Here is a 20726-nt window from a genome sequence, read left to right on the forward strand (position 1 = left end):
ACTGGCAGTTAAACTGTCAGGTAAATTATCTCTTCGTGGATTCGGCTGGACATGGAACTGAAAGCAACATCATTAGGCAAACGCCTGGCGCAACACCCCTACGACAGGGTTGTCCTCCTTAATGCCGGAGTGAAAGTCTCCGGAGAACGCCACGAATACCTCATTCCGTTTAATCAACTGCTGGCTATCCACTGTAAACGCGGGTTGGTCTGGGGCGAACTGGAGTTTGTCCTGCCTGACGATAAAGTCGTGCGCCTTCACGGCACCGAGTGGGCTGAGACCCAGCGCTTCCATCATCACCTGAATATGCTCTGGCAGCAGTGGAGCCAGGATATGAGCGTGATTGCCGCTCAGGTACTGCAGCAGGTACTGGATGATATTGCACAAAGTAACGAGCAACAAACGTGGCTCACCCGCCAGCAGACGGCCGGGTTGCAGCAAAAGATTAGGCAGGCGCTGGCGGCACTGCCGTTATCCGTGACGCGTCTTGACGAGTTCGACAATTGCCGTGACGCCTGGCGTCAGTGTCAGGCCTGGCTTGGCGATACAGACAAGAGCCGGCTGGCGCACAACCAGGCGTGGACAGATGCCATGCTGACCCGTTATGCCGACTTTTTCAGCACGGTTGAATCTTCACCGCTTAACCCGGCGCAGGCGCGCGCCGTGGTTAACGGCGAGCACTCCCTGCTGGTGCTGGCGGGTGCCGGAAGCGGCAAAACGTCGGTGCTGGTGGCCCGTGCGGGTTGGCTACTGACAACGGGTGAGGCTGTTGCCGACCAGATACTGTTGCTGGCGTTTGGCCGTAAGGCGGCCGAGGAGATGGACGAACGCATACAGGAACGCCTGCATACCCGGGATATTACCGCCAGAACCTTCCATGCCCTGGCGCTGCATATCATTCAGCAGGGCAGTAAAAAAGTGCCTGCCATCAGCAAGCTGGAAAACGACACGCAGGCGCGTCAGGCGTTGTTCATTAAAACGTGGCGTCAGCAGTGCAGTGAGAAAAAGGCGCAGGCTAAAGGGTGGCGTCAGTGGCTGGAAGAAGAACTCAACTGGGACGTACCGGAAGGCAATTTCTGGCAGGATGAAAAACTGGCTCGTCGCCTGGGCTCTCGCCTCGACCGCTGGGTTAGCCTGATGCGGATGCACGGCGGATCGCAGGCCGAGATGATTGAAAGCGCGCCGGAGACGATCCGCGCCCTGTTTTCGAAGCGGGTCAAGCTGATGGCCCCGATGCTGAAAGCCTGGAAAACCGCGCTGAAAGAGGAAAATGCCGTCGATTTCTCCGGTTTGATCCATCAGGCCATTATCATTCTTGAGAAGGGCCGTTTTGTCAGCCCGTGGAAGCATATCCTGGTGGATGAATTCCAGGATATCTCGCCGCAACGTGCCGCGCTGCTCTCGGCGTTAAGGGCGCAAAATAAACATACCTCGCTGTTTGCGGTGGGCGATGACTGGCAGGCTATCTATCGCTTCAGCGGGGCACAGCTCTCCCTGACGACTGCATTCCATCACTATTTTGGCGAAGGCGATCGCAGCGATCTGGATACCACCTACCGCTTCAATTCCCGGATTGGTGAAGTTGCTAACCGCTTTATCCAGCAGAACCCGCATCAGCTGGCAAAACCGCTAAATAGCCTCCGGGCCGGGGACAAAAAAGCCGTTACCCTGCTGGCGGACGATCAGCTGGAGCCGCTGCTGGACAAACTGAGCGGCTATGCGAAGCCGGATGAACGTATTCTGGTGCTGGCACGCTATCACCATCTTAAGCCTGCGGCGCTGGAAAAAGCCGCGACCCGCTGGCCGAAGCTGCAGCTCGATTTTATGACCATCCACGCCAGCAAAGGACAGCAGGCCGACTATGTGATAGTGATGGGGCTCAAAGAGGGGAGCGATGGTTTCCCGGCTCCGGCACGAGAGTCGGTAATGGAACAGGCGTTACTGCCGGTCCCGGAGGATTTTCCGGATGCCGAAGAGCGGCGTTTGCTGTACGTGGCGATGACCCGCGCGCGTCATCGCGTGTGGCTGCTGTTCAACAAAGAGGAGCCGTCGGTGTTTGTCGATATTCTGAAGAGTATTGATGTCCCAGTGGCGAGGAAACCTTAACGGGATAGCGGAGCGGTAATATTGCAGGCCCGGTAAGCGTGTCGCCACCGGGCAAAAAACTACTTCAGTCTTTCGGAAAGATAGCGCTGATAATCCGGGATCAGGATCTCAACCGGTGAGTTGAAGTGCGGGGATTCAATGATGAAATCTGCCGTCGACAGGTTTGTCGCCACCGGAATATTCCATACCGTTGCCAGACGCAGCAGGGCTTTGACATCCGGGTCGTGCGGAACCGCATTCAGCGGATCCCAGAAGAAAATCAGTACATCAATTTTCCCTTCAGAGATCTGAGCGCCGACCTGCTGGTCGCCGCCCATCGGGCCACTCAGCATGGCATTGACCTCCAGACCCGTTTCGCGGTGGATCAGGTTACCGGTTGTCCCGGTCGCTGAGAGAGCATGCTTTTCCAGCAATGGCTGATGGCGGCGAACCCAGTTAAGCAGCATTTGTTTACAGTGATCGTGCGCAACCAGAGCAATGTGTTTGCGTTCCGGTAGCGTGCGTGTTGTCAGTTCCATAATCTTATCCATCAGGTTAACTGACTACACGATGACGGGAACCGCCTGACGCTGCAAGAGAAAGGCGAAAAAAATGTGGCTTATGATGAAGGTTGTTGCTTCACCCACTGTAAAAAACGGGCCCGGGTCTCAGGATCGGCCTGCTGGAACCAGAATTTAAGACGCTGTTCCGTTAACGTCTGGGACTGTGGCGGAATAACATCCAGCTCTGAGACACCGGACAGCAGCGTACTGTCGTCTGCCATCCTGGTGGCAAACTGTGGAAGGGAAGCGCGTTTGCCTGCCTTGTTATAGATTTCGGTCGCGGCCTCGTAATCGGTGCCTTTCGGGGACGAGGTTAACGCCAGAATATCGAGTTTTACCGGAATCGGCATTGAATCCCCGTCCAGCAGTTCAAGGCGCGGAGAGGCGTCAAAGGCCGCCGACTCTTTTTCGGTTTCAAGACGCGGGAGGGTAATGTTCACCTGACTGACCCGCTGGGTATTAAAGCTGACAATCAGCGGCGCAGAGATATACATGCGTTGTTCATGATTAGCGAGGCCGATGGTTTTTTCTACCCGCAATACCAGCTGGTGTGGCCCATTATCAAGTTCGATGCTGTCCGCACCGCGCAACAAGGAACTGGACACTTTTTTTCCGTCCAGCACCAGCAGATCAATATCCGTTGTAAGCCGTAGCGTGGTCGCAAAGACGCAAACTGGCATCACTAACGCAATCACAGCAGTGGCAATGCCGGTTTTCATAGAGGGCTCCTGTTGAAATGACTCGGCCGCGGTAATGTATCCAAATATTTCGATAATCACGTTTACTAACATATAGACATATTCTGCCGTTTTGCCCTCATGCATCTGCATGGGATGCATGGTTGAGATGTGCGCTTTGACGTACACTCATAAAAAAGCCTGGAGGAAAACCATGAAAGAGAACGAAATTGCCGAGATTCTGACATCGACGCGCACGATTGCACTGGTAGGGGCAAGCGATAAACCGGATCGCCCAAGCTACCGGGTGATGAAATACCTTCTCGATCAGGGCTATCACGTCATCCCTGTGTCGCCGAAAGTGGCCGGTAAAACCTTACTCGGTCAGCAGGGATACGCCACGCTGAACGAGGTACCTGAAAAAGTCGACATGGTGGATGTTTTCCGCAATTCCGAGGCGGCGTGGGGAGTGGCACAAGAGGCCATCGCCATCGGCGCGAAAACGCTGTGGATGCAGTTGGGTGTCATTAACGAGCAGGCGGCGGTGCTGGCGCGAGAAGCCGGTCTGACGGTGGTAATGGACCGATGTCCGGCGATTGAGATTCCCCGTCTGGGGCTGGCGAAGTCATAAAAAAAAGCCCGTTTATCGGGCTTTTTTTACACGCTTAGTTCCGCAGGCGCGGGGCCTGTAACTGTTTGCGGATAGTCTGAGCAAGTTCATCCATCGTGGGTTGCTCTGGATGCTCATCCTGCAGTTCGCTACTCAGCTGCGCTTCAGCAAGGTAGGTGTGAACGGGTTGTCCATCATCTCCCTCCATCACCACATGATACCAGGGCGCGGCGCGAAGCTCTGCGTTAACCGCCAGCTCATCCGCTGACGGTTCATCAAGGGAATACTCCGGGTCGATATCCACGACCACACCCAAATACCCTAGCAAAGTGTGGCGGACCTGCTGGCCGATACCGAATTTGCTGGCAATCATAGTCACCTCCCGGGAAACACTACTTACACGTTATGTGCGGGCAATATTTCTCTTTTCAAGTTACATGACGCGACAGGCAAACCCTTTCAGATACAGCCCTTCCGGGTAGGTAGCGATCACCGGGTGATCGGCTGCCTGACGGAACTGTTCTATAAATTGTACATCACGACCAGCATCTATTGCGGCATCAGCGATGATTTTCTGAAATAAATCTGTGGTCATCAGGCCGGAGCAGGAGAAGGTGAGAAGCACTCCACCCGGGCTCAGCAGCTGGATGGCCAGCATGTTGATATCCTTATAGCCGCGGCAGGCACCCATCAGCTGACTTTTGTTCTCCACAAACTTCGGTGGATCCATCACGATGACGTCGAATTTCTCGCCCTGATCGCGATACTTACGCAGCAGCTTGAAGACGTCATCGCGAACAAACTCGGCTTTGCTCAGATCCAGCTTGTTCAGCTCGACGTTTTGTTTCGCCACGTCCAGCGCTTCCTGAGAGGTATCAACGCTGACAACCTGGGCACAGCCGCCCATCAGCGCCGAGACGGCGAAACCGCCGGTATAGGAGAAGCAGTTCAGCACGCGTTTGTCGGCAACATACTGGCGAGTGGCCAGGCGGCTGTCACGCTGGTCCAGGTAGTAACCCGTTTTATGGCCGCCCTGGATATCCACCAGCAGCTTCATACCGTGCTCTTCGATTGGCAACAGGGCAGGCGGCAGTTCTCCGGTGACCGGACCTTGCGTCAGCTCCATGCCCTCTTTTTTGCGCACTGCCACATCGCTGCGGTCATAAATGGCGCATTCCGGGAAAACCGATTGCAACGCGCTGATCAGCGCAGCACGTTGATATTCAGCCCCTGCGCTTAACAGTTGCAGTACCAGGAAGTTACCGAAGCGGTCGATCGTCACGCCAGGCAGACCGTCGGACTCACCGGCAATCACACGGTAGCTGTCCAGACCGTCACGCGTTGCCAGCCACTCACGCCACTGCTGCGCCTGCTGTAAACGACGAACGAAGAAATCAATATCGATCGTTTCATCTTTATCAAAGGTCCAGACGCGAGCGCGGATTTGGGACGCTGGCGAATATGCGCCTCGCGCTAACCATTTCCCCTGATGGTCAACGATATCGATGGTCTCTCCGAGGCTGGCTTTGCCTTCCATACGGGCTACTGCACCGGAAAAGACCCAGGGATGGCGGCGCAATAATGACTTCTCGCGCCCTTTGGCTAACACTAAACGTACACTCATAATTTGCTATTCTGTCGATTCCAGGGAAATGGCGCGTAGAGTAGCACATTCAGCAAGTCGCAATCATCTGCGGATGCCTTTGAGCGTTTCGGCACAAAATCAAATCGCTTAGGCACAGTGCTGCACTGCAGTGGGCTTTACAGTAGGGTTTCCGGTATAGCAAAGGGAAACACAAATGAAAAAGCGCCGTGCGATAGCAGTAACCACCCTGGCGGTGGTCAGTGTTCATGTTTTAGCGGCATCGTCGTTCACCATCAGCAGTCAGGATCTGGCCAGTGAACGCCCGTTGTCGCAACAGCAGGTGTTTAACGGGTTTGGGTGTCACGGTGGGAATCACTCTCCACAACTGGCGTGGAAAAATCCGCCTGTCGGGACGAAAAGTTTCGCAGTCACGGTATTTGACCCTGATGCCCCTACCGGAAGTGGATGGTGGCACTGGACGGTGGTCAATATTCCCCTCCAGACGCTGACGCTTCCCGCCGATGCCGGAAACCCGAAGGGGGAGACATTACCGGCCGGGGTTGTGCAGGGGCGTAATGATTTCGGTTATTCTGGTTTCGGCGGCGCATGTCCGCCCAAAGGGGATAAGCCGCACCGTTATCAGTTTACCGTCTGGGCGCTGGATGTGGATAAATTGCCTGTCGACAGGAATGCCAGCGGCGCGCTGGTGGGTTTTATGCTTAACAGTCACGTCCTGGCGAAGGCCAGCTTAACCGTTACCTACAGCAGATAAGGATGGCATGGTGCAGGGAGTCCAGTTTCAACATAAACATTTGACGGCCGGTGAAGTGAGCGCCAGTAAAATGCATCACCTGCACCAGGTTAAACTCTTTCTTCCTGCCATTTGCCATATCACTCACGGCAGTAAAGTGATTGTTCAGGACGATAACCGCCTGGTGGCGACGAAAGCGTCGCTGATCATTATTCCCGCCAATACGCCGCTGGAGATCATAAATCAACCCGCGAATGGTCTCTTTCGCTCTGACTTATTGATGTTGTCACCGGAGCTTCTGGCGGAGTTTAAAACGCATTACCTGAAATCCTGGCCGCGCACAGAATTACATTCCCTCTGTGCTCCCCTGAGTGAGGGGCTGGCATTTATGTGGAGTAACCTGCTGCATGCCGTGCGTCAGGATTTACCGGAGGCGTTACAAAAGCATCAGGCTTTCGGCCTTTTGCTGGCATTGCTTCATGACGGCGTCGCAGGGCCGTTGCTTATAGAGCGTAATAGCCACCTGTCCGAGCAGGTGCGGCAGTTCATCATGCTGTCGCCCGCCAGGGCCTGGACTGCACAGGATGTTGCCAGCCGCCTGGCATTGAGCGTGCCGACGCTACGCAGACGGTTACGCGAAGAGTCGCAGAGTTTTCGCCAGCTTGTTGAGGAGGTGAGGATGGCCGTTGCGCTGTCACACTTACAGTCAACCCGGTTACCTATTGGCGAAATCGCATTACAATGTGGTTATCTTTCCAGCTCTCGTTTTACTGCCCGTTTCCGGCAACATTATGGCTGTTTGCCAAAAACGCTACGTTAAGGAGTAGAAAAATGTCAAAAATCTGCACAATTGCCTGGGTACACGGCATGGTTCAGGGCGTCGGATTCCGTTACAGCACGCAGCGCGAAGCTATGCAACTGGGGCTCACGGGATACGCGCGAAACAGGGATGATGGCAGCGTTGAGGTGGTTGCCTGTGGTGATGCGGAGCAGGTTGAAAAGCTGGTGGCGTGGCTGAAAGCAGGTGGGCCGCGCAGCGCGCAGGTTGATAAGGTTTTAACCGAACCCCATCAACCCGGCCGGGAATACGTTAACTTCGGTATTCGCTACTAAATGCATTTCACCGGTTTTGGCAGGCCGGCGATTTTGGTGGCCTGTTTTGCCGGGCCTTTCGGGAACAGGCGATACAGGTAACGGCTGTTGCCTTTCTCTTCACCGAATTTATTGGCCATCGCCTTGACCAGCATGCGGATCGCCGGTGAGGTGTTGAATTCGAGATAGAATTCGCGCACAAAACGCACCACTTCCCAGTGTTCCGGGGAGAGGGCGATACCTTCGTTTTCGGCGATTTTTTCCGCCAGCGGCTCGCTCCACTGGCTGCTCTCTTTCAGATAACCGTCGTTATCAGTTTCAATCTCTTTACCTTCAAAACTCAACATAGTCATTCACGCGTCAGTCAAAAACCGCAGCAGTGTACCAAAAAACAAAGCCCCGCATAAGCGGGGCTCTGGTTCACAGCATTGTTGATTAATCGCGGCTGGCGAAGCCCAGGATGCTCAACAGGCTGACAAAGATGTTGTACAGCGATACATACAGGCTCACGGTGGCGCGGATATAGTTCGTCTCACCGCCGTGAATGATATTGCTGGTTTCATACAGGATTGCGCCAGAAGAAATCAGAATAAACACGGCGCTGATCGCCAGGTGCAGGGCAGGCAGCTGCAGGAAGATGTTTGCCACCATACCTACCAGCACCACCACGATGCCTGCCATCAGCATACCGCCGAGGAAGGACATGTCCTTACGGGTGGTCAGCACATAGGCCGAACAGCAGAAGAACACCAGCGCGGTACCGCCCAGCGCCATGCCAATCACGTCGCCCATACCGGCGGACAGATAGGCGTTGAGGATGGGCCCCAGGATATAGCCCAGGAAACCCGTAAAGGCGAACGCGGACAGAATACCCACCGGTTTATCAGCAGTTTTGTAGGTCAGGAACATCAGACCATACATCCCCACCAGCGTCAGGATCAGACCCGGTGACGGCAGCATCAGCACGGTGCTGGCCGTTGCGGTCATCGCCGAGAATGCCAGCGTCAGGCTGAGCATGAAATAGGTATTGCGCAGCACCTTGTGGGTACTGAGTAGCGATGTGCGGTCGCGTGAAGAAGTAATTATACGATCCATGAGTCACTCTCTTATGACAGATGTAATTAGCGGAAAGAATAGGAAACGGCGCGCCAGTCTCAAAGTGGTTTTACCCATCTTTACTCAGGACGTTAGCGTTACTGCTGGTTGTTTATTCTTCAGAAAACCTTTTCAGCAGAATGAACAACGGTTTGCTTCATTTATTCAGATCAAGCTCTTATAGGTTACTGAAAAATATTGCGTTATTACACTTTGAGCGCTAAGTGTTATTTCCGGATCGTCAAAAAACAGACAATAAGGCGAAGGAAATGAAACCACAAGCACGCACGCGCTTTACACTCTCTTTGTTAACGGCAGGGATCCTGTGCGCCAGCACGGCGACCTGGGCGGCTAACGTGCCAGCAGGAACACAGCTGGCCGATAAACAGGAACTGGTCAGAAACAACGGTAATGAACCGGCCTCACTTGACCCGCATAAAGTCGAAAGCGATGTCGAATTCAATATTATCAGCGATATCTTCGAAGGGCTGGTTAGCGTTTCTCCGACTGGCGAAATACAGCCACGGCTGGCAGAAAAATGGGAGAACAAAGACAACACCGTCTGGACTTTTCATCTGCGTCCAGGCATCACATGGAGTGACGGCACCGCGATTACCGCGCAGGATGTGGTCTGGAGCTGGCAGCGTCTGACAGACCCCAAAACCGCCTCACCGTATGCCAGCTATCCGGGCAACATGCATATTGTCAACGCCGCTGATATCGCTCAGGGGAAAAAAGTACCGGATACGCTGGGTGTAAAAGCCATTAACGATACCACGCTTGAGGTCACGCTAACTCAACCTAATGCCGCATTCCTTGCCATGCTGGCCCATCCGTCGCTGGTGCCGGTGGATAAGGTGCTGATTGGTCGGTTTGGTGATAAGTGGACCAAACCGGAGCATATCGTCACCAGCGGAGCGTATAAACTGTCGCAGTGGGTGGTTAACGAGCGCATCGTGGCGGAGCGTAACCCTCGCTACTGGGATAACGCACATACCGTTATCAATAAAGTGACCTATCTGCCGATCACCTCCGAGGCCTCGGATGTAAACCGTTTTAAAGCAGGTGAAATCGATATTGTTTATACGGTGCCGATCAACCAGTTTGCCCAGCTCAAGAAAACCCTGGGTAGCCAACTGGATGTCTCCCCGCAGCTTGCCACCTATTACTATGAATTCAACACCACCCGGCCGCCGTTCAACGACGCGCGTGTACGTAAGGCGCTGAACATGGCGCTGGATAAAGAGATCATTGCCGGGAAGGTATTAGGGCAGGGGCAGCGTCCGGCGTGGCTTATCAGCCAGCCAGATATTGGCGGTGTGACGCTCCAGAATCCGGACTATGCCAGCTGGCCGATGGATAAACGTATCGAAGAAGCGAAAAAGCTGCTGGCCGAAGCAGGCTTTAACGCCAGCCATCCGCTGCGTTTTAACCTGCTCTATAACACCTCTGAATCGCACCAGCGCATCGCGATTGCCGCCAGTTCGATGTGGAAGAAAAACCTTGGGGTGGAGGCGAAGCTGCAAAATCAGGAGTGGAAAACGATGCTCGATACGATGCATACCCACGATTTTGACGCAGTGCGCTACGCCTGGATTGCCGATTACGACGATGCTGCCACTTTCCTGAACAACTTCCGTACCGGTGACAGCGAAAACACCAGCCAGTACAGCAATCCGGAGTATGACCAGGCGCTGGTGAACGCCGCGAAAGCCAAAACGCCGGCAGAGCGCGGTAAGTTCTATCAGCAGGCGGAAGATTTGCTGGCGCGCGATGTGCCTGCCATTCCGGTTTATCACTATGTCCGCACGCACCTGGTCAAACCGTGGGTGGGAGGATTCACGCCGGACAAGCTGGGGTACTATTTCACCAGGGACATGTATATCAAAAAACACTGAGCATGAACGCTGAATTTTGTGCTGATAAAATGGCCGATACGTTGTCTATTCAACCGATTAAACGCGTTTTGGCTATTTTTAAAGCGAACGAATGCGGTCACTCTTTACAGCATGCGGAGAGGTGTTTATAGTTCGCCTCACTTAGGAAGTGTGGCCGAGCGGTTGAAGGCACCGGTCTTGAAAACCGGCGACCCGAAAGGGTTCCAGAGTTCGAATCTCTGCGCTTCCGCCAGACATAAAAGCCCTGCGATAGTCATATCGCGGGGCTTTTTGCTTTTAAGGGGCATGGATAGCACCCGCAGAAAAAAATAGAAAAATTCCTGCTTTACAAGGCGCTAATAGATGTTTATAGTGCGCCTCACTTTGGAAGCGTGGCCGAGCGGTTGAAGGCACCGGTCTTGAAAACCGGCGACCCGAAAGGGTTCTAGAGTTCGAATCTCTACGCTTCCGCCAAATTTGAAACCCAGGTCGTTATGCGACCTGGGTTTTTTGTTTTTGTCGGTTTTCAGTATGCCATTGCCGTCTGGCTTGTGTCGGTGGGGCTAAGAATCCATTGGACGGATTAGTAACCGGCATCTGTTACATCTTGCTCCTGGTGTTCCAGGATAATGCCAGCGATGATGTCATTGGGGTTATCCACCCGTTCTGGTCGTTTAATGACGTGAGTCGTTCCCTTCTGAAAATAGCAAACATCTCATCTTCATAACGATTGCAATGCCTGTTTTCATCAGTGAGAGCATTCAGTCGTCTGGTTACATTTTCATGGTTATCGGATGTAGCCACACGATCTAAGGGAATCAGCTTCACAGGTACGCCCTTATGCATATAACTTACGGAACGATGGACACCCTTCCGAATTTTTCAAACTACACAGAACAGGTTGTTGTTCAAGGTCGTACCCACTCCTCGAACGATACCTGAGATGCACATATCACGAGTACTGGGGCGAGGCATGCAAAAATCCCCTGTGATATTTGTTTTTCTGATGAAAATAATAAGACCCATTTAAATAAATAATAAAAATGGTGAAGGCCAGTAAATGTCGCCAATTTTTCACACAGGCAGGCACGTTCTGCCTTTCATTTTTTGATAAAAGTACAAAATCAGATATTTCATGTGATTGATGAGATTTTATACAAAGTTGTCCCTAAATTAAATTGATCACTTACTGTACACCCTTATTTCATAAGGGTTAAAGGGGTATGCAAGAAAATTCTTATAAATCAGAAAGATGATCTTTGGCTATCAGGATTTTTATGGGAAACATTTTGTTACATTTTTTGATTTCCGATCGGGTGGGGAACGTTCCTACACTCCGGCTATTGGGTCTTATCCGAAATTTTTTCATTTCAGACAAATACTCAAAAATAAATATTGTGTCGACATGCTGGTGAATGGAATGCGTCCGCTATTAATTCCGGGGGTTAATTTCCATCGAATGATGTAAACCGGCAGCGACCACCTGATGCAACTGCTGGATGAACAGCCGGACGCCACCGAAGGCAATCTGCAGGAGCTGCTGCGATTTTATGTGACCACTTCCAGCTGGCGCTGCTGGCCCGTTTCCAGACGGTGATTTACCGCCCGCTACATGAGCCTGCCATGCGCACCATTGTGGAAATGAAGCTCGCTCAGGTGAGCAAGCGCCTGCATCGTCATGACGGCTTGTCCACGAATATTGAAGAGAGCCTGTATGACGCTCTGACTGCTGCCTGCCTGCTGCCGGATACCGGCGTGCGTAACGTCGACAGCCTGCTCAATCAACAAATTCTGCCGGTGCTGAGTCAGCAGTTGCTGAGACACATGGCTGCGAAGCAGAAATCCGCTTCCCTGACTCTGAGATGGAGTGAGGAAGAGGGCATCGGGCTGGAGTTTGATGTGCGCTCTGGCTCTGTAATAGAGGGGGAGTGATATGGACAGCGCAAAAGAGATTGCCAGAGATATGCTTGAGGCCATTAATATCGATGGGTCCGGTTTTTGGGGGGCAATAGGAAAAGGGTTTATTTCATTTCCAGTCAGTCTTGCCTATCTGGGGTATGATTTCATTGATACTGAGCATCGCAGAGATAATCTGGATGATAAGTTCAGGCTGGCGCGATTAGTTAAAAAGGGTGTATTTAATCATCAGGTTATTGAGCAAATCATTATGACCTCTCTCGAAGATTTTATTTCACGCATTCACGCCGAAAAGATATCTTCTATCGTGAAAAATGTTTCCGGTTCGTTCATGGGGAAAATGGCGTTTACTGAACTAACGGGGGTAAAGCTGGGCGAAGCAATAGTATCCAGAGGTGTATCAGCCTTTTTTGCAGGAAGTTTGGCGGGCTTATTGTTATCTGTTGGTGCTGAAACATCCAGAGCAATTTATACATCAAGAGACCTCGAAGACAGAAATCCTGTTTTGCACAATAAACTCCAACGGCTGGGTGACCTGGATCTTCTTTATTTTATTGTTGAAGATATCGTTAAGCCTTTTGATACAGCTTGTGAAATAGGAGACAGAAATCCTGCCGAGTTTGATAAAGTATGCGAATACTTTTTTGGAGGTTTATGAAAATCAAGGTGATTCTTCTGGTAATCCTTTCCCGATTAATTCGCGGGGCAGGGATGGGGCTGGGTGTTTCTGGTATTGCATTTACTATTTGGTTTTTTTTCTTATCTTCAAGCGAATCCAGATACATCTGGGGTATGTTTTCGATAGCAGAATTTTTTGCAGGCTATCTTATATATCGGTTTGCTTATACATATGTTTATGATGAATAACCTTACGGTTTTGTCATCCCCTGAAAATCAATCAGGAAGATATTTACAACATCCCACCAACAGGCATAGAGACAACGTGGCTATACGGTGGAGTAGCTAAATAAAATAATTTAAACCTTATATCGTTGTCTTTCTTTCCGTCACTGGTCATTAAGGATGTAGAAATATTACACGGAGTCAAGAGCGTGAGTCTGATAGATACACTGAGCAGTTTAATCTATACCCCGCTAAACCGTTACCAACTGGATATTCCGTCGTGTGCGGCAAATATTGACGTGGAAGGTTTCAGCGGCTCAGAAGCGATGAGTTCACTGTACAAGTACACCATCAACTTCACCAGTGCCGACAAGAACATTGATGCCCGGCAGATGCTGAGCAAGCCAGCGACGCTGACCATGGGGGCGGGTAATCTGCTTTCCCTGACGGCGCGCAAGGTGGTTCACGGAGTAGTGACGCATTTCGAGCGTACGGGCGGTTCAGTGGATGAAGCGCAGTACTGCATCGTGCTGGAGCCGTTTCTGGCGCTGTTGGGCAATCAGTTTCGTACTCACCGTTTCTTCGTCAACAAATCAGTGCCGGAAGTGGTAGAGCAAATTCTTGGCGAGCATGGTTTGAAGGGATGGGAGTATGAGTTCAAGCTTAAACAAACTTACCCAAAACGGGAACAGATAAACCAGTACCAGGAAAGTGACCTGGAGTTTATCGAACGCCTGCTGGCCGAGGTGGGAATTTTCTATTTCTTCACTCTGCAGCCGGACACGCAAACTGAAGTGGTGCACTTTGCTGACAAGCAGAGCGCCTGGACGTTTGGCAAATCGCTACCTCTCAGCAGCCCGTCAGGGATGAATGATAATGCTGCCGAATCGGTGTGGGGCGTTAACGTTCAGCAGAACGTGGTGGAGCGTTCTGTCACGGCCAGTGACTATAACCACCGTGAAGCCCAGAATATCCTGACTTCAGTACCGGCTGACATGACCCGCGGCGACGGGGAGGGGAATACTTACGGTGATGTGTATCACTACCGGCCACGTCACCTTGAACGTGGCGATAAAATCACGCCGGCGGCAGAAACCGGTAACTTCTGGGCGCGCCTGGAGCATGAGCGCTTTCTGTCCACCCAGACCACGGTAACCGGCAGCAGCACCGACCACACCCTGGGGCCGGCGCAGGTGCTGACCATCACCGAAATGGCTATCCCACCAACACTGCCCCGCGAAACGCAGAACGGTATTGTTATTATCCGCACTGGCTACTCTGCCAGCCGTAAGAATGCCCTGAAGGTGGCATGGGTAGCGATGCCTTACTACGAGAACCGCTGCTGGCGGCCTGCTGCCAAAAAGCGCCCGGTGGTCAGCGGTACCCTGATGGCCCGAGTGACCAGCGCCAAAGATAACGACATCTACGCCTGGCAGGATGCATCGGGCATGTACCGGGTGAAATTTGATGCTGACCGTGACGACAAGCGTCAGGGCATGGAAAGTATGCCGGTACGTTTTGCCAAACCTTACGGCGGTGACAAATACGGCTTCCACTTCCCGCTGATACAGGGTACTGAAGTCGCCATTGCATTCCACGAAGGCGATCCGGACCGTCCTTATATAGCGCACGCAATGCATGACTCCCGCCACGTTGACCACGTCACTGAAGCCAACAGCACGCGCAACGTTATCCGCACAGCTGGCCTGAACAAACTGCGGATGGAGGACAAGCGCGGCGAAGAGCACGTCAAGCTCAGTACAGAATACGGAGGTAAGACCCAACTTAATTTAGGGCACAACGTCAATGCTTCCAGGGTTCTTCGTGGTGAAGGGGCAGAGTTGCGCACTAACGACTGGGTCAGCGTTCGTGGTGGTAAGGGCATTCTGCTTACTGCAGATGCTCAGCCTGACGTCGGCAGTAAAATGCTTGAAATGGACAGGGCTGTAGAACAACTGGAGCAGGCACTCACGCTGGCAAGAAGCCTCCAGGCTGCTGCGAAAGGGGCACAGGCGACAGTATCTGACATCGACAGTCAAAAGACGCTAAACAGCTCACTGAAATATCTAAAAATGCCGGGATTGCTGGCCAGTGCTCCCGCTGGAATAGGCATTCTCAGTCCTGAGGCTGTCCGGCTTGCTTCAGGCGGGGCAAGTATTAGCCTCATGTCAGGTAAAAACACAGATATCAGCGCCGGGCAATCATTCACTGTTGCGGCAAGCGAAGCTGTAAGTTTGTTTGCACAGGCTGCAGGAATCAAAATGTATGCCGGGGCAGGGAAGGTTGATATTCAGGCGCAGGCGGATGCCATGAATGTCTCGGCGCTACAGGACATCACCATCACCAGTGGTCAGGGAAGTGTAAAGGTGAATGCCAGCCAGGAGCTGGTTTTAAGTTGTGGTGGCGCTTATATAAAGCTTAGCGGCGGGAATATTGAACTGGGATGTTCGGGAAATATTTTACTGAAAGCGGCCAATGTTAACCAAACGGGACCTGCAACACTTGATACTCCACCTCTTACTTTCCTTAAGGGGTATGGCGGAACGTTTACTGTTACCGATCCTGAATCAGGGGATATCAAACCATTCACTAGTTATAAAGTAACCTCTCCAGATGGCGAGGTGCTTGAAGGAATATCTGACTCGTCAGGAAAGACTGCACCGTTTTACTCCTCGACACCGGGTAATGTAAAAATCGAGTTTCCACGTGAGCAAAAGGATGAAGGACCTGGGCATTGGGTTACTGTTGATCATGATTATCACGGGTTGAAGAATACTGCAATTATGGCAATCAACCGCTTAACCTCTATGGGAGATGAGGGGCGTGTTTTTGGTTCTGAAGGGAAGGACTATATGAATACGAAAAGAGATAAGATTCAGGAATGGCAGCCTTTGCCATCTGATGCTACAGACGAGATGGAGCAGCAATCTGTAGTACATCGTTACGGCGAACAGCGAAAGATAACGCAAACTTTTTTGGAAGGTGACGATTCCTGGGCTGTTACAGGTCAGTCTTGGCACTGGCAACCAACGACCGCTGATGATATCTATGAGGGAAATAAATGAAGTTAAGATTAAATCAGAACTATATATTATATTTTTGGGGAGTGTTTGATCTCTTTTATATTGTCAGATTTATCTGGCTGAATATCTCTCAGGGACGAATTCCTTTAATTTCTGATATATTGTCTTTTAGCAATATTTATCCACAGCAAGAGTTTTATTCGCTAGTCCTTTTTTTATCTTCGTTGCTGTTTAATATGTCGATTGTTTTTTCTGCTGTAATGCTTTTAAAAAAGTGGAAGTATGTGAATTGGATAGTTTATTTTCAAACACCATTCAGACTGTTCTTCATGATCCCTTCTATATCAATATTGCCATGGTTCTTCAAAACTATGTCAATCAAAGTTGGAGTGATATTTATTGCCGCTGTATTCTTGTCAGAGATAATTAAGATTGGGACATTTTATCTTACAAGAGAACAAGGCTCATAAATTTTTGTTACATCTGAATAAAGAGGGATATTTATGGCAGGCAGTTCATTAGTGACATCCGTGACACATACAGAGGCAAAAGCTACGGCTGGAAAGCAAAAACCCTACTGGGTAGAATTTCAACTGGTTGATGAGCAGGGCGAACCTGTGGCGAATATGCCATGGACTGTGGAAAGTTCTCATCCAGTTACCGGGCCGGTGGAGGGATTCACTTATTCTGATCAGAGCGATACTGACGGGATAATCAGAGTCGATATGCCGCATGGGCTGGAACTGAGGTTGACGTTAGATGGCAATCAGCTGGCTACGGAAATGGAAAAACGTGCCTTACGCGTTAGTCGCGATGCGGAAAATGATTCTATTGTGCGTCCTGAAGCTGAAGAGAAAGGGTATATCTGGCACTATGCAGTTATCGGTGAACTTTGCCGTACCCTTCCCTCCGTTAAACTACGAAAAGGAGAAGTGTGGCCGCCATTTCATTTTCCGGCAGACAAGGTTATGAAAGGGTTGACGATAAGGTCAAATCAGCTTGAAAAACGTCATGTAATAGAAATATGTCCGTTCCGGGCTTGGGAACTTGTCTTACATCATCAGAAAGATTATTCGCTGGCGAATGCTATAAATTTAGGCGGAGGGGCTTGCTTAGCATATGTAGATGATAATGTGTTTGATGAAAAATCAATAACCCGCTTTTTCATAAGTCAATGTCAGGACTTAAAGCAATTACCAAAGTTTCATAAAGGTAGCAATACTTACAATGCCCTTGTATGTGATGTTCCCTATAGCGATCGCTATAATCCACCGGTATTTATGGATACATCAAAAAATACCGGTGGATCTTCATCTGATGGCGGGAGCACTCCGAAAAATAATAGTACTACAGGCAAAGCCGATGGCGATACTCAGTTATATTACGTTTATAACTCAGATAAAGTGATAGTATCATGGCGCGGCACAGCAAGTTTATATGACGTTGGAACTGATCTTTCATTTGCTCCGGTAAATACTCAAACATGCAATGCGGATAAAACTGAGTGTGCCGAATTGCTTTCGGCTGGAAAAGTTCATGATGGTTTTTGGAGTGGCTATTGCCGAGTTGAACGTAAATTTGATGACCAAATGCTAGAGTTAGAGCAATTAGCTGGTGGTTTGAAATTGTTTATATGCGGTCATAGTTTAGGCGGTGCATTAGCTTTGATCCACTCAGTGAGGCTAAGAAGTTTAGATCCAAAGATTTATACATATGGAATGCCTCGGACATTTACAAAAAATGCTGTCCAGCAGTTATCCGGCATAACTCACTACCGCCATGTTAATGACAATGACCCGGTTCCTGCTGTTCCACCTGAAGCTAATGTTGACAATGAGTTATACAATTTGTGGGGACCAGTTGGTGCATTATTAGGTATGACTTGGTCCCTAGGTGAATTGATGGCATATCAATTGAAATCTTGGGGGGATTGTTTTTGGCATCATGGGAAAATCGTTGCATTATTCACGGCAACGCAATTTAGAGAATGGAAAGAGTGTAAAATTAGTTTTCCTGAACCAGTTGGATGTATAACTTTGAGTGGCCCGCTACCAATTACAGCAAAGCTTTATCTGGTACCGTCATTTGCAGAGGTGGAATCTGAAGAAGCTGGGAAAAAACAGCATGAATATAAAAAATCATTAACGGCACATGATTTAAGTAAATATTTTCCTGAAGAGCAAAACCCATCCAGATTAGCGGATTTAACTTTTGGGGAGCACTTCATGACATCTTATATGCCTTACATTAATAGCAAAATTCTTGGTTTGATTGATAAAAAAGGTCTGAGTAAGAAGAAACACTTTACTGAGCATGCTGAAAATATTGTGAAATTTAAAGATCAAATTTCGGAAGATCAAACATATATTCCCGACACTGAGCTTAAGCGAAATGAATTGTTTCTCTTGTTGGAAGATAGGCTTGATGTGGCATTAAACACAACACTCTTAATGAAAGATGGTGGTAACGCTCTGGAACGTTTTGCTTTGTATGGAGAAGAGGATATGGAAAATGCATAAGTTGATAAAAATTATCGCTGTTTGTCTGTCTGCATTTATTTTGAATAGCTGCGCACAGGCAATGGATAAAACACTTTCTCCGCCTTCAGACACGAAGTGGGTGAATGTTGAAGTTAAAAACCCATCGCGTTATACCAAACCTTTTCCACTTGAGGTGACTTACATTTCGCATAAATGTCTTAAAAACAGGACCAGTGGTTTTGATGGTTCGTCGGTCACTGAACCGAGCTATAACGGAACGAAAATCCCGCTCCAGCAGCAGGGTAAAAGCGATGTCTGGATTGCTAAGGTTGCGATGAGAGGCGGTGGGTCATGTGACTGGACATTAAGCGAGTTCAATTTAGGAATTGAGTATATAGATGCAACGCATCTTGGAGAAGACCTTGCTCCTGGAGCTGCAGTAGGTGCAACGATTGCATTTGATAACGATGCATCAAGAAATGGTCAGTTCACCTTTGTGAAGGGGGATGTTAGGTTAACTCCGAAATATTATCCATATATAAGAGAGTGGCATTTGGTAAGGCAAAAAAATGAGCTAACCTTTCTTGCAAAGGAAAGATTTTTTTCTTATAGGGCGGAGGGGGCGACAGCGATATCATATATGCCAATGATTGATGAAAGTAAAGTTGTTAGGTATATAGAGCCAAGAAAAAAAACGGATGACTCTCATCCCACTATAATATACCCGGATGGAACAGTTGTATCTGACGGTTCAACTTTTCCTGACTTTGATAAAGTAGAAGGAATGAAAAGTAAATAATTCTTTTATGCTTGTATGGTTGTATCTGTTATATCCGGGGGTATAGGAATGCATAAGTTGATAAAAATTATCGCTGTTTGTCTGTCTGCATTGATTTTGAATAGCTGTGCACATGCATTGGATAAAACACTCTCGCCGCCTTCTGACACGAAGTGGGTCAATATTGAAGTAAAAAACCCGTCTCAGTATACAAAACCCTTCCCGCTGGAAGTCAGATATATCTCGTATGAATGCATGAAAAAGAGAATCAGTGGATTTGATGGCTCAGTTGTCACAGAACCCAGCTATAACGTTATCGGGATCCCTATGATGCAAAGAAGTGGAGATGTTTGGGAAGCAAAAGTTGCTATGACTGGTGGCGGTTCATGCAAATGGACTTTAAGTGCAGTAAATGTAGGTATTGAATATATAGATGCGACTCATCTTGGAAAGGATCTCATCCCAGGCTCCGCTGTGGGCGTAACGGTTGCATTTGATGCTGATGCTTCTAGAAATGGGCAATTTGAAATTATAAGTGGAAATAAATTCAATTACACTCCTAAATATTACCCCGTATTTGAAAGGTGGAGTACTCAAAAGAACTCTACAAAATCAGATAAACTGAACTTGTTTGGGGAGAAAAGTTCCTTTTTTGATGTTCGTATGATTATAAAAGATAATGATGCTTGGGTGAATTACCATCCAACAATCGATGAGGATAAGAAAGTTGAGATGATGTTCCCTTATGAAAAGAAAAAAGGAGTGGCATTCACTTTTGTATATCCCAATGGTGAAAGGGTGTCATCGCGAGAAATAAAACCTGACTTTAAAAAACTTGATGAAATGAACGTTAATTGATTCTTATTTATTGTTCGAGGATTCAACATGACAAAAGGCTTGGTTTTGCTTGGTGACAAAACTTCTCACGGCGGAAAAGTGATCTCCGCCTCTTCCAACATTACTGTCGACGGAAAAAAAGCCGCATTAGTGGGTGATATGGTGAGTTGTCCGGTAGATGGGCATGGAACTAATCCTATCGTGGAAGGATCACCGCACCGGACACTTAACGGTCGCGCTGTTGTCGTCGATGGCTGTAAATGTCAGTGCGGTTGTACTGTAATTTCAAGTGCTCAGTACCTGTCAGGCAGAGCAGGCGCCACTGCTTGCCAGGATGATGAAGCGTCAGGCCAGTTATGCTGTCATGAGGGATCGTTTTATCGTCCGTTCCGCTGTTTTTGGGGGTGATATCGGTGATTATGGACATGCTTTTTCTCCGAAACCCGGTATGCCGTTTGTTTTGACTATCCGTGGATCCCGCCAAATCCCAAAACCCTGCGATAGCAATATCGC

19 protein-coding genes, 2 tRNA genes and 2 pseudogenes are annotated in these 20726 nt (G+C 49.5%); 16 read left to right on the top strand and 7 right to left on the bottom strand.

What is annotated here, in order from left to right; all coding sequences use genetic code 11:
- Positions 1–51: 51 nt before the first annotated feature.
- Positions 52–2106: a DNA helicase IV gene (gene helD, locus ACN9MQ_RS07680; protein WP_148575958.1), complete on the top strand. Its 2055-nt coding sequence runs from the start codon at positions 52–54 to the stop codon at positions 2104–2106.
- A gap of 59 nt (positions 2107–2165) precedes the next feature.
- Here helD and mgsA read toward each other — a convergent pair whose 3' ends face one another.
- Together mgsA and csgI are read right to left on the bottom strand one after the other, a co-directional pair.
- On the bottom strand, positions 2166–2624 hold the full coding sequence (mgsA, locus tag ACN9MQ_RS07685) for a methylglyoxal synthase (RefSeq protein WP_020884788.1): 459 nt from the start codon (positions 2622–2624) through the stop codon (positions 2166–2168).
- An 80-nt stretch (positions 2625–2704) separates the two neighbouring features.
- Positions 2705–3367 carry a curli synthesis inhibitor gene (gene csgI, locus ACN9MQ_RS07690; RefSeq protein ID WP_032679662.1) on the bottom strand — a complete coding sequence of 221 codons (663 nt, stop codon included), beginning with the start codon at positions 3365–3367 and terminating at the stop codon, positions 2705–2707.
- Between the two features lie 172 nt (positions 3368–3539).
- On the opposite strand from csgI, the gene ACN9MQ_RS07695 reads away from it, so the two are divergent.
- Positions 3540–3956: a CoA-binding protein gene (locus tag ACN9MQ_RS07695; protein WP_025204532.1), complete on the top strand. Its 417-nt coding sequence runs from the start codon at positions 3540–3542 to the stop codon at positions 3954–3956.
- A gap of 34 nt (positions 3957–3990) precedes the next feature.
- On the opposite strand, the gene hspQ is transcribed toward ACN9MQ_RS07695, so the two are convergent.
- Both hspQ and rlmI read right to left on the bottom strand, forming a co-directional pair.
- Positions 3991–4308, bottom strand: coding sequence for a heat shock protein HspQ (gene hspQ / locus ACN9MQ_RS07700; protein ID WP_013097248.1), 318 nt, complete (start codon positions 4306–4308; stop codon positions 3991–3993).
- Positions 4309–4368: 60 nt separating this feature from the next.
- Positions 4369–5559 (bottom strand): 23S rRNA (cytosine(1962)-C(5))-methyltransferase RlmI, encoded by a 1191-nt coding sequence (gene rlmI, locus ACN9MQ_RS07705; protein ID WP_050736586.1) that lies wholly within the window; start codon positions 5557–5559, stop codon positions 4369–4371.
- A gap of 175 nt (positions 5560–5734) precedes the next feature.
- Here rlmI and ACN9MQ_RS07710 point away from each other — a divergent pair, with 175 nt between their 5' ends.
- From ACN9MQ_RS07710 to yccX, 3 genes are read left to right on the top strand one after another with little or no spacing between them, the layout of a single operon-like run.
- Positions 5735–6292, top strand: coding sequence for a kinase inhibitor (locus ACN9MQ_RS07710; RefSeq protein ID WP_050736587.1), 558 nt, complete (start codon positions 5735–5737; stop codon positions 6290–6292).
- 7 nt (positions 6293–6299) lie between these two features.
- Positions 6300–7091, top strand: a complete 792-nt coding sequence (locus ACN9MQ_RS07715) for a helix-turn-helix transcriptional regulator (protein ID WP_050736588.1) — start codon at positions 6300–6302, stop codon at positions 7089–7091.
- 11 nt (positions 7092–7102) lie between these two features.
- Positions 7103–7384 (top strand): acylphosphatase, encoded by a 282-nt coding sequence (gene yccX / locus ACN9MQ_RS07720; RefSeq protein ID WP_050736589.1) that lies wholly within the window; start codon positions 7103–7105, stop codon positions 7382–7384.
- On the opposite strand, the gene tusE is transcribed toward yccX, so the two are convergent.
- Together tusE and yccA are read right to left on the bottom strand one after the other, a co-directional pair.
- Positions 7381–7710 carry a sulfurtransferase TusE gene (gene tusE / locus ACN9MQ_RS07725; protein WP_020884782.1) on the bottom strand — a complete coding sequence of 110 codons (330 nt, stop codon included), beginning with the start codon at positions 7708–7710 and terminating at the stop codon, positions 7381–7383. The two genes, yccX and tusE, sit on opposite strands and share 4 nt — an antisense overlap.
- Before the next feature lie 88 nt (positions 7711–7798).
- A complete protein-coding gene (gene yccA, locus ACN9MQ_RS07730) occupies positions 7799–8458 on the bottom strand; it encodes an FtsH protease modulator YccA (protein WP_014169445.1) in 660 nt (219 codons plus the stop codon).
- A gap of 269 nt (positions 8459–8727) precedes the next feature.
- Here yccA and ACN9MQ_RS07735 point away from each other — a divergent pair, with 269 nt between their 5' ends.
- From ACN9MQ_RS07735 to ACN9MQ_RS07785, 11 genes and pseudogenes are all read left to right on the top strand, one after another.
- On the top strand, positions 8728–10356 hold the full coding sequence (locus tag ACN9MQ_RS07735; RefSeq protein WP_426021267.1) for an ABC transporter substrate-binding protein: 1629 nt from the start codon (positions 8728–8730) through the stop codon (positions 10354–10356).
- Between the two features lie 144 nt (positions 10357–10500).
- Positions 10501–10588: transfer RNA gene (locus ACN9MQ_RS07740), tRNA-Ser, on the top strand.
- 133 nt (positions 10589–10721) lie between these two features.
- A tRNA-Ser gene (locus ACN9MQ_RS07745) sits at positions 10722–10809 on the top strand.
- A gap of 997 nt (positions 10810–11806) precedes the next feature.
- Positions 11807–12267: pseudogene (locus ACN9MQ_RS07750) on the top strand (type VI secretion system ATPase TssH); the annotation flags it as partial.
- 1 nt (position 12268) lies between these two features.
- Positions 12269–12910 (top strand): hypothetical protein, encoded by a 642-nt coding sequence (locus ACN9MQ_RS07755; protein WP_251885108.1) that lies wholly within the window; start codon positions 12269–12271, stop codon positions 12908–12910.
- Complete coding sequence (locus tag ACN9MQ_RS07760) at positions 12907–13119, top strand: hypothetical protein (RefSeq protein ID WP_052445441.1); 213 nt, start codon at positions 12907–12909, stop codon at positions 13117–13119. The genes ACN9MQ_RS07755 and ACN9MQ_RS07760 overlap by 4 nt, the downstream gene beginning before the upstream one ends.
- Before the next feature lie 185 nt (positions 13120–13304).
- Positions 13305–16160, top strand: a complete 2856-nt coding sequence (locus ACN9MQ_RS07765; RefSeq protein WP_426262691.1) for a type VI secretion system Vgr family protein — start codon at positions 13305–13307, stop codon at positions 16158–16160.
- A 461-nt stretch (positions 16161–16621) separates the two neighbouring features.
- On the top strand, positions 16622–18637 hold the full coding sequence (locus ACN9MQ_RS07770) for a lipase family protein (protein ID WP_410377371.1): 2016 nt from the start codon (positions 16622–16624) through the stop codon (positions 18635–18637).
- Positions 18630–19397: a hypothetical protein gene (locus ACN9MQ_RS07775; protein WP_395018070.1), complete on the top strand. Its 768-nt coding sequence runs from the start codon at positions 18630–18632 to the stop codon at positions 19395–19397. Before ACN9MQ_RS07770 ends, ACN9MQ_RS07775 begins: the two co-directional genes overlap by 8 nt.
- Before the next feature lie 48 nt (positions 19398–19445).
- Entirely contained in the window at positions 19446–20234 is a 789-nt protein-coding gene (locus ACN9MQ_RS07780) for a hypothetical protein (RefSeq protein WP_395018073.1), read from the top strand.
- A 27-nt stretch (positions 20235–20261) separates the two neighbouring features.
- Positions 20262–20507, top strand: a pseudogene (locus ACN9MQ_RS07785) (PAAR domain-containing protein); the annotation flags it as partial.
- On the opposite strand, the gene ACN9MQ_RS07790 reads toward ACN9MQ_RS07785, so the two are convergent.
- Positions 20440–20640 (bottom strand): hypothetical protein, encoded by a 201-nt coding sequence (locus ACN9MQ_RS07790; protein WP_426021600.1) that lies wholly within the window; start codon positions 20638–20640, stop codon positions 20440–20442. The pseudogene ACN9MQ_RS07785 and the gene ACN9MQ_RS07790 overlap by 68 nt on opposite strands.
- Between the last annotated feature and the right edge of the window lie 86 nt (positions 20641–20726).

Source organism: Enterobacter sp. R-25 (genome assembly GCF_049913205.1).
GTDB lineage: Bacteria > Pseudomonadota > Gammaproteobacteria > Enterobacterales > Enterobacteriaceae > Enterobacter > Enterobacter ludwigii.

Bases quoted from the DNA above. Each gene is read 5' to 3' on its own strand.
- yccA (WP_014169445.1), bottom strand. From the start codon at position 8,458: ATGGATCGTATAATTACTTCTTCACGCGACCGCACATCGCTACTCAGT.
- ACN9MQ_RS07760 (WP_052445441.1), top strand. From the start codon at position 12,907: ATGAAAATCAAGGTGATTCTTCTGGTAATCCTTTCCCGATTAATTCGC.
- ACN9MQ_RS07735 (WP_426021267.1), top strand. From the start codon at position 8,728: ATGAAACCACAAGCACGCACGCGCTTTACACTCTCTTTGTTAACGGCA.
- ACN9MQ_RS07770 (WP_410377371.1), top strand. From the start codon at position 16,622: ATGGCAGGCAGTTCATTAGTGACATCCGTGACACATACAGAGGCAAAA.
- csgI (WP_032679662.1), bottom strand. From the start codon at position 3,367: ATGAAAACCGGCATTGCCACTGCTGTGATTGCGTTAGTGATGCCAGTT.
- ACN9MQ_RS07695 (WP_025204532.1), top strand. From the start codon at position 3,540: ATGAAAGAGAACGAAATTGCCGAGATTCTGACATCGACGCGCACGATT.
- tusE (WP_020884782.1), bottom strand. From the start codon at position 7,710: ATGTTGAGTTTTGAAGGTAAAGAGATTGAAACTGATAACGACGGTTAT.
- ACN9MQ_RS07775 (WP_395018070.1), top strand. From the start codon at position 18,630: ATGCATAAGTTGATAAAAATTATCGCTGTTTGTCTGTCTGCATTTATT.
- ACN9MQ_RS07780 (WP_395018073.1), top strand. From the start codon at position 19,446: ATGCATAAGTTGATAAAAATTATCGCTGTTTGTCTGTCTGCATTGATT.
- ACN9MQ_RS07715 (WP_050736588.1), top strand. From the start codon at position 6,300: ATGGTGCAGGGAGTCCAGTTTCAACATAAACATTTGACGGCCGGTGAA.
- ACN9MQ_RS07755 (WP_251885108.1), top strand. From the start codon at position 12,269: ATGGACAGCGCAAAAGAGATTGCCAGAGATATGCTTGAGGCCATTAAT.
- hspQ (WP_013097248.1), bottom strand. From the start codon at position 4,308: ATGATTGCCAGCAAATTCGGTATCGGCCAGCAGGTCCGCCACACTTTG.
- mgsA (WP_020884788.1), bottom strand. From the start codon at position 2,624: ATGGAACTGACAACACGCACGCTACCGGAACGCAAACACATTGCTCTG.
- ACN9MQ_RS07710 (WP_050736587.1), top strand. From the start codon at position 5,735: ATGAAAAAGCGCCGTGCGATAGCAGTAACCACCCTGGCGGTGGTCAGT.
- helD (WP_148575958.1), top strand. From the start codon at position 52: ATGGAACTGAAAGCAACATCATTAGGCAAACGCCTGGCGCAACACCCC.
- rlmI (WP_050736586.1), bottom strand. From the start codon at position 5,559: ATGAGTGTACGTTTAGTGTTAGCCAAAGGGCGCGAGAAGTCATTATTG.
- yccX (WP_050736589.1), top strand. From the start codon at position 7,103: ATGTCAAAAATCTGCACAATTGCCTGGGTACACGGCATGGTTCAGGGC.
- ACN9MQ_RS07790 (WP_426021600.1), bottom strand. From the start codon at position 20,640: ATGTCCATAATCACCGATATCACCCCCAAAAACAGCGGAACGGACGAT.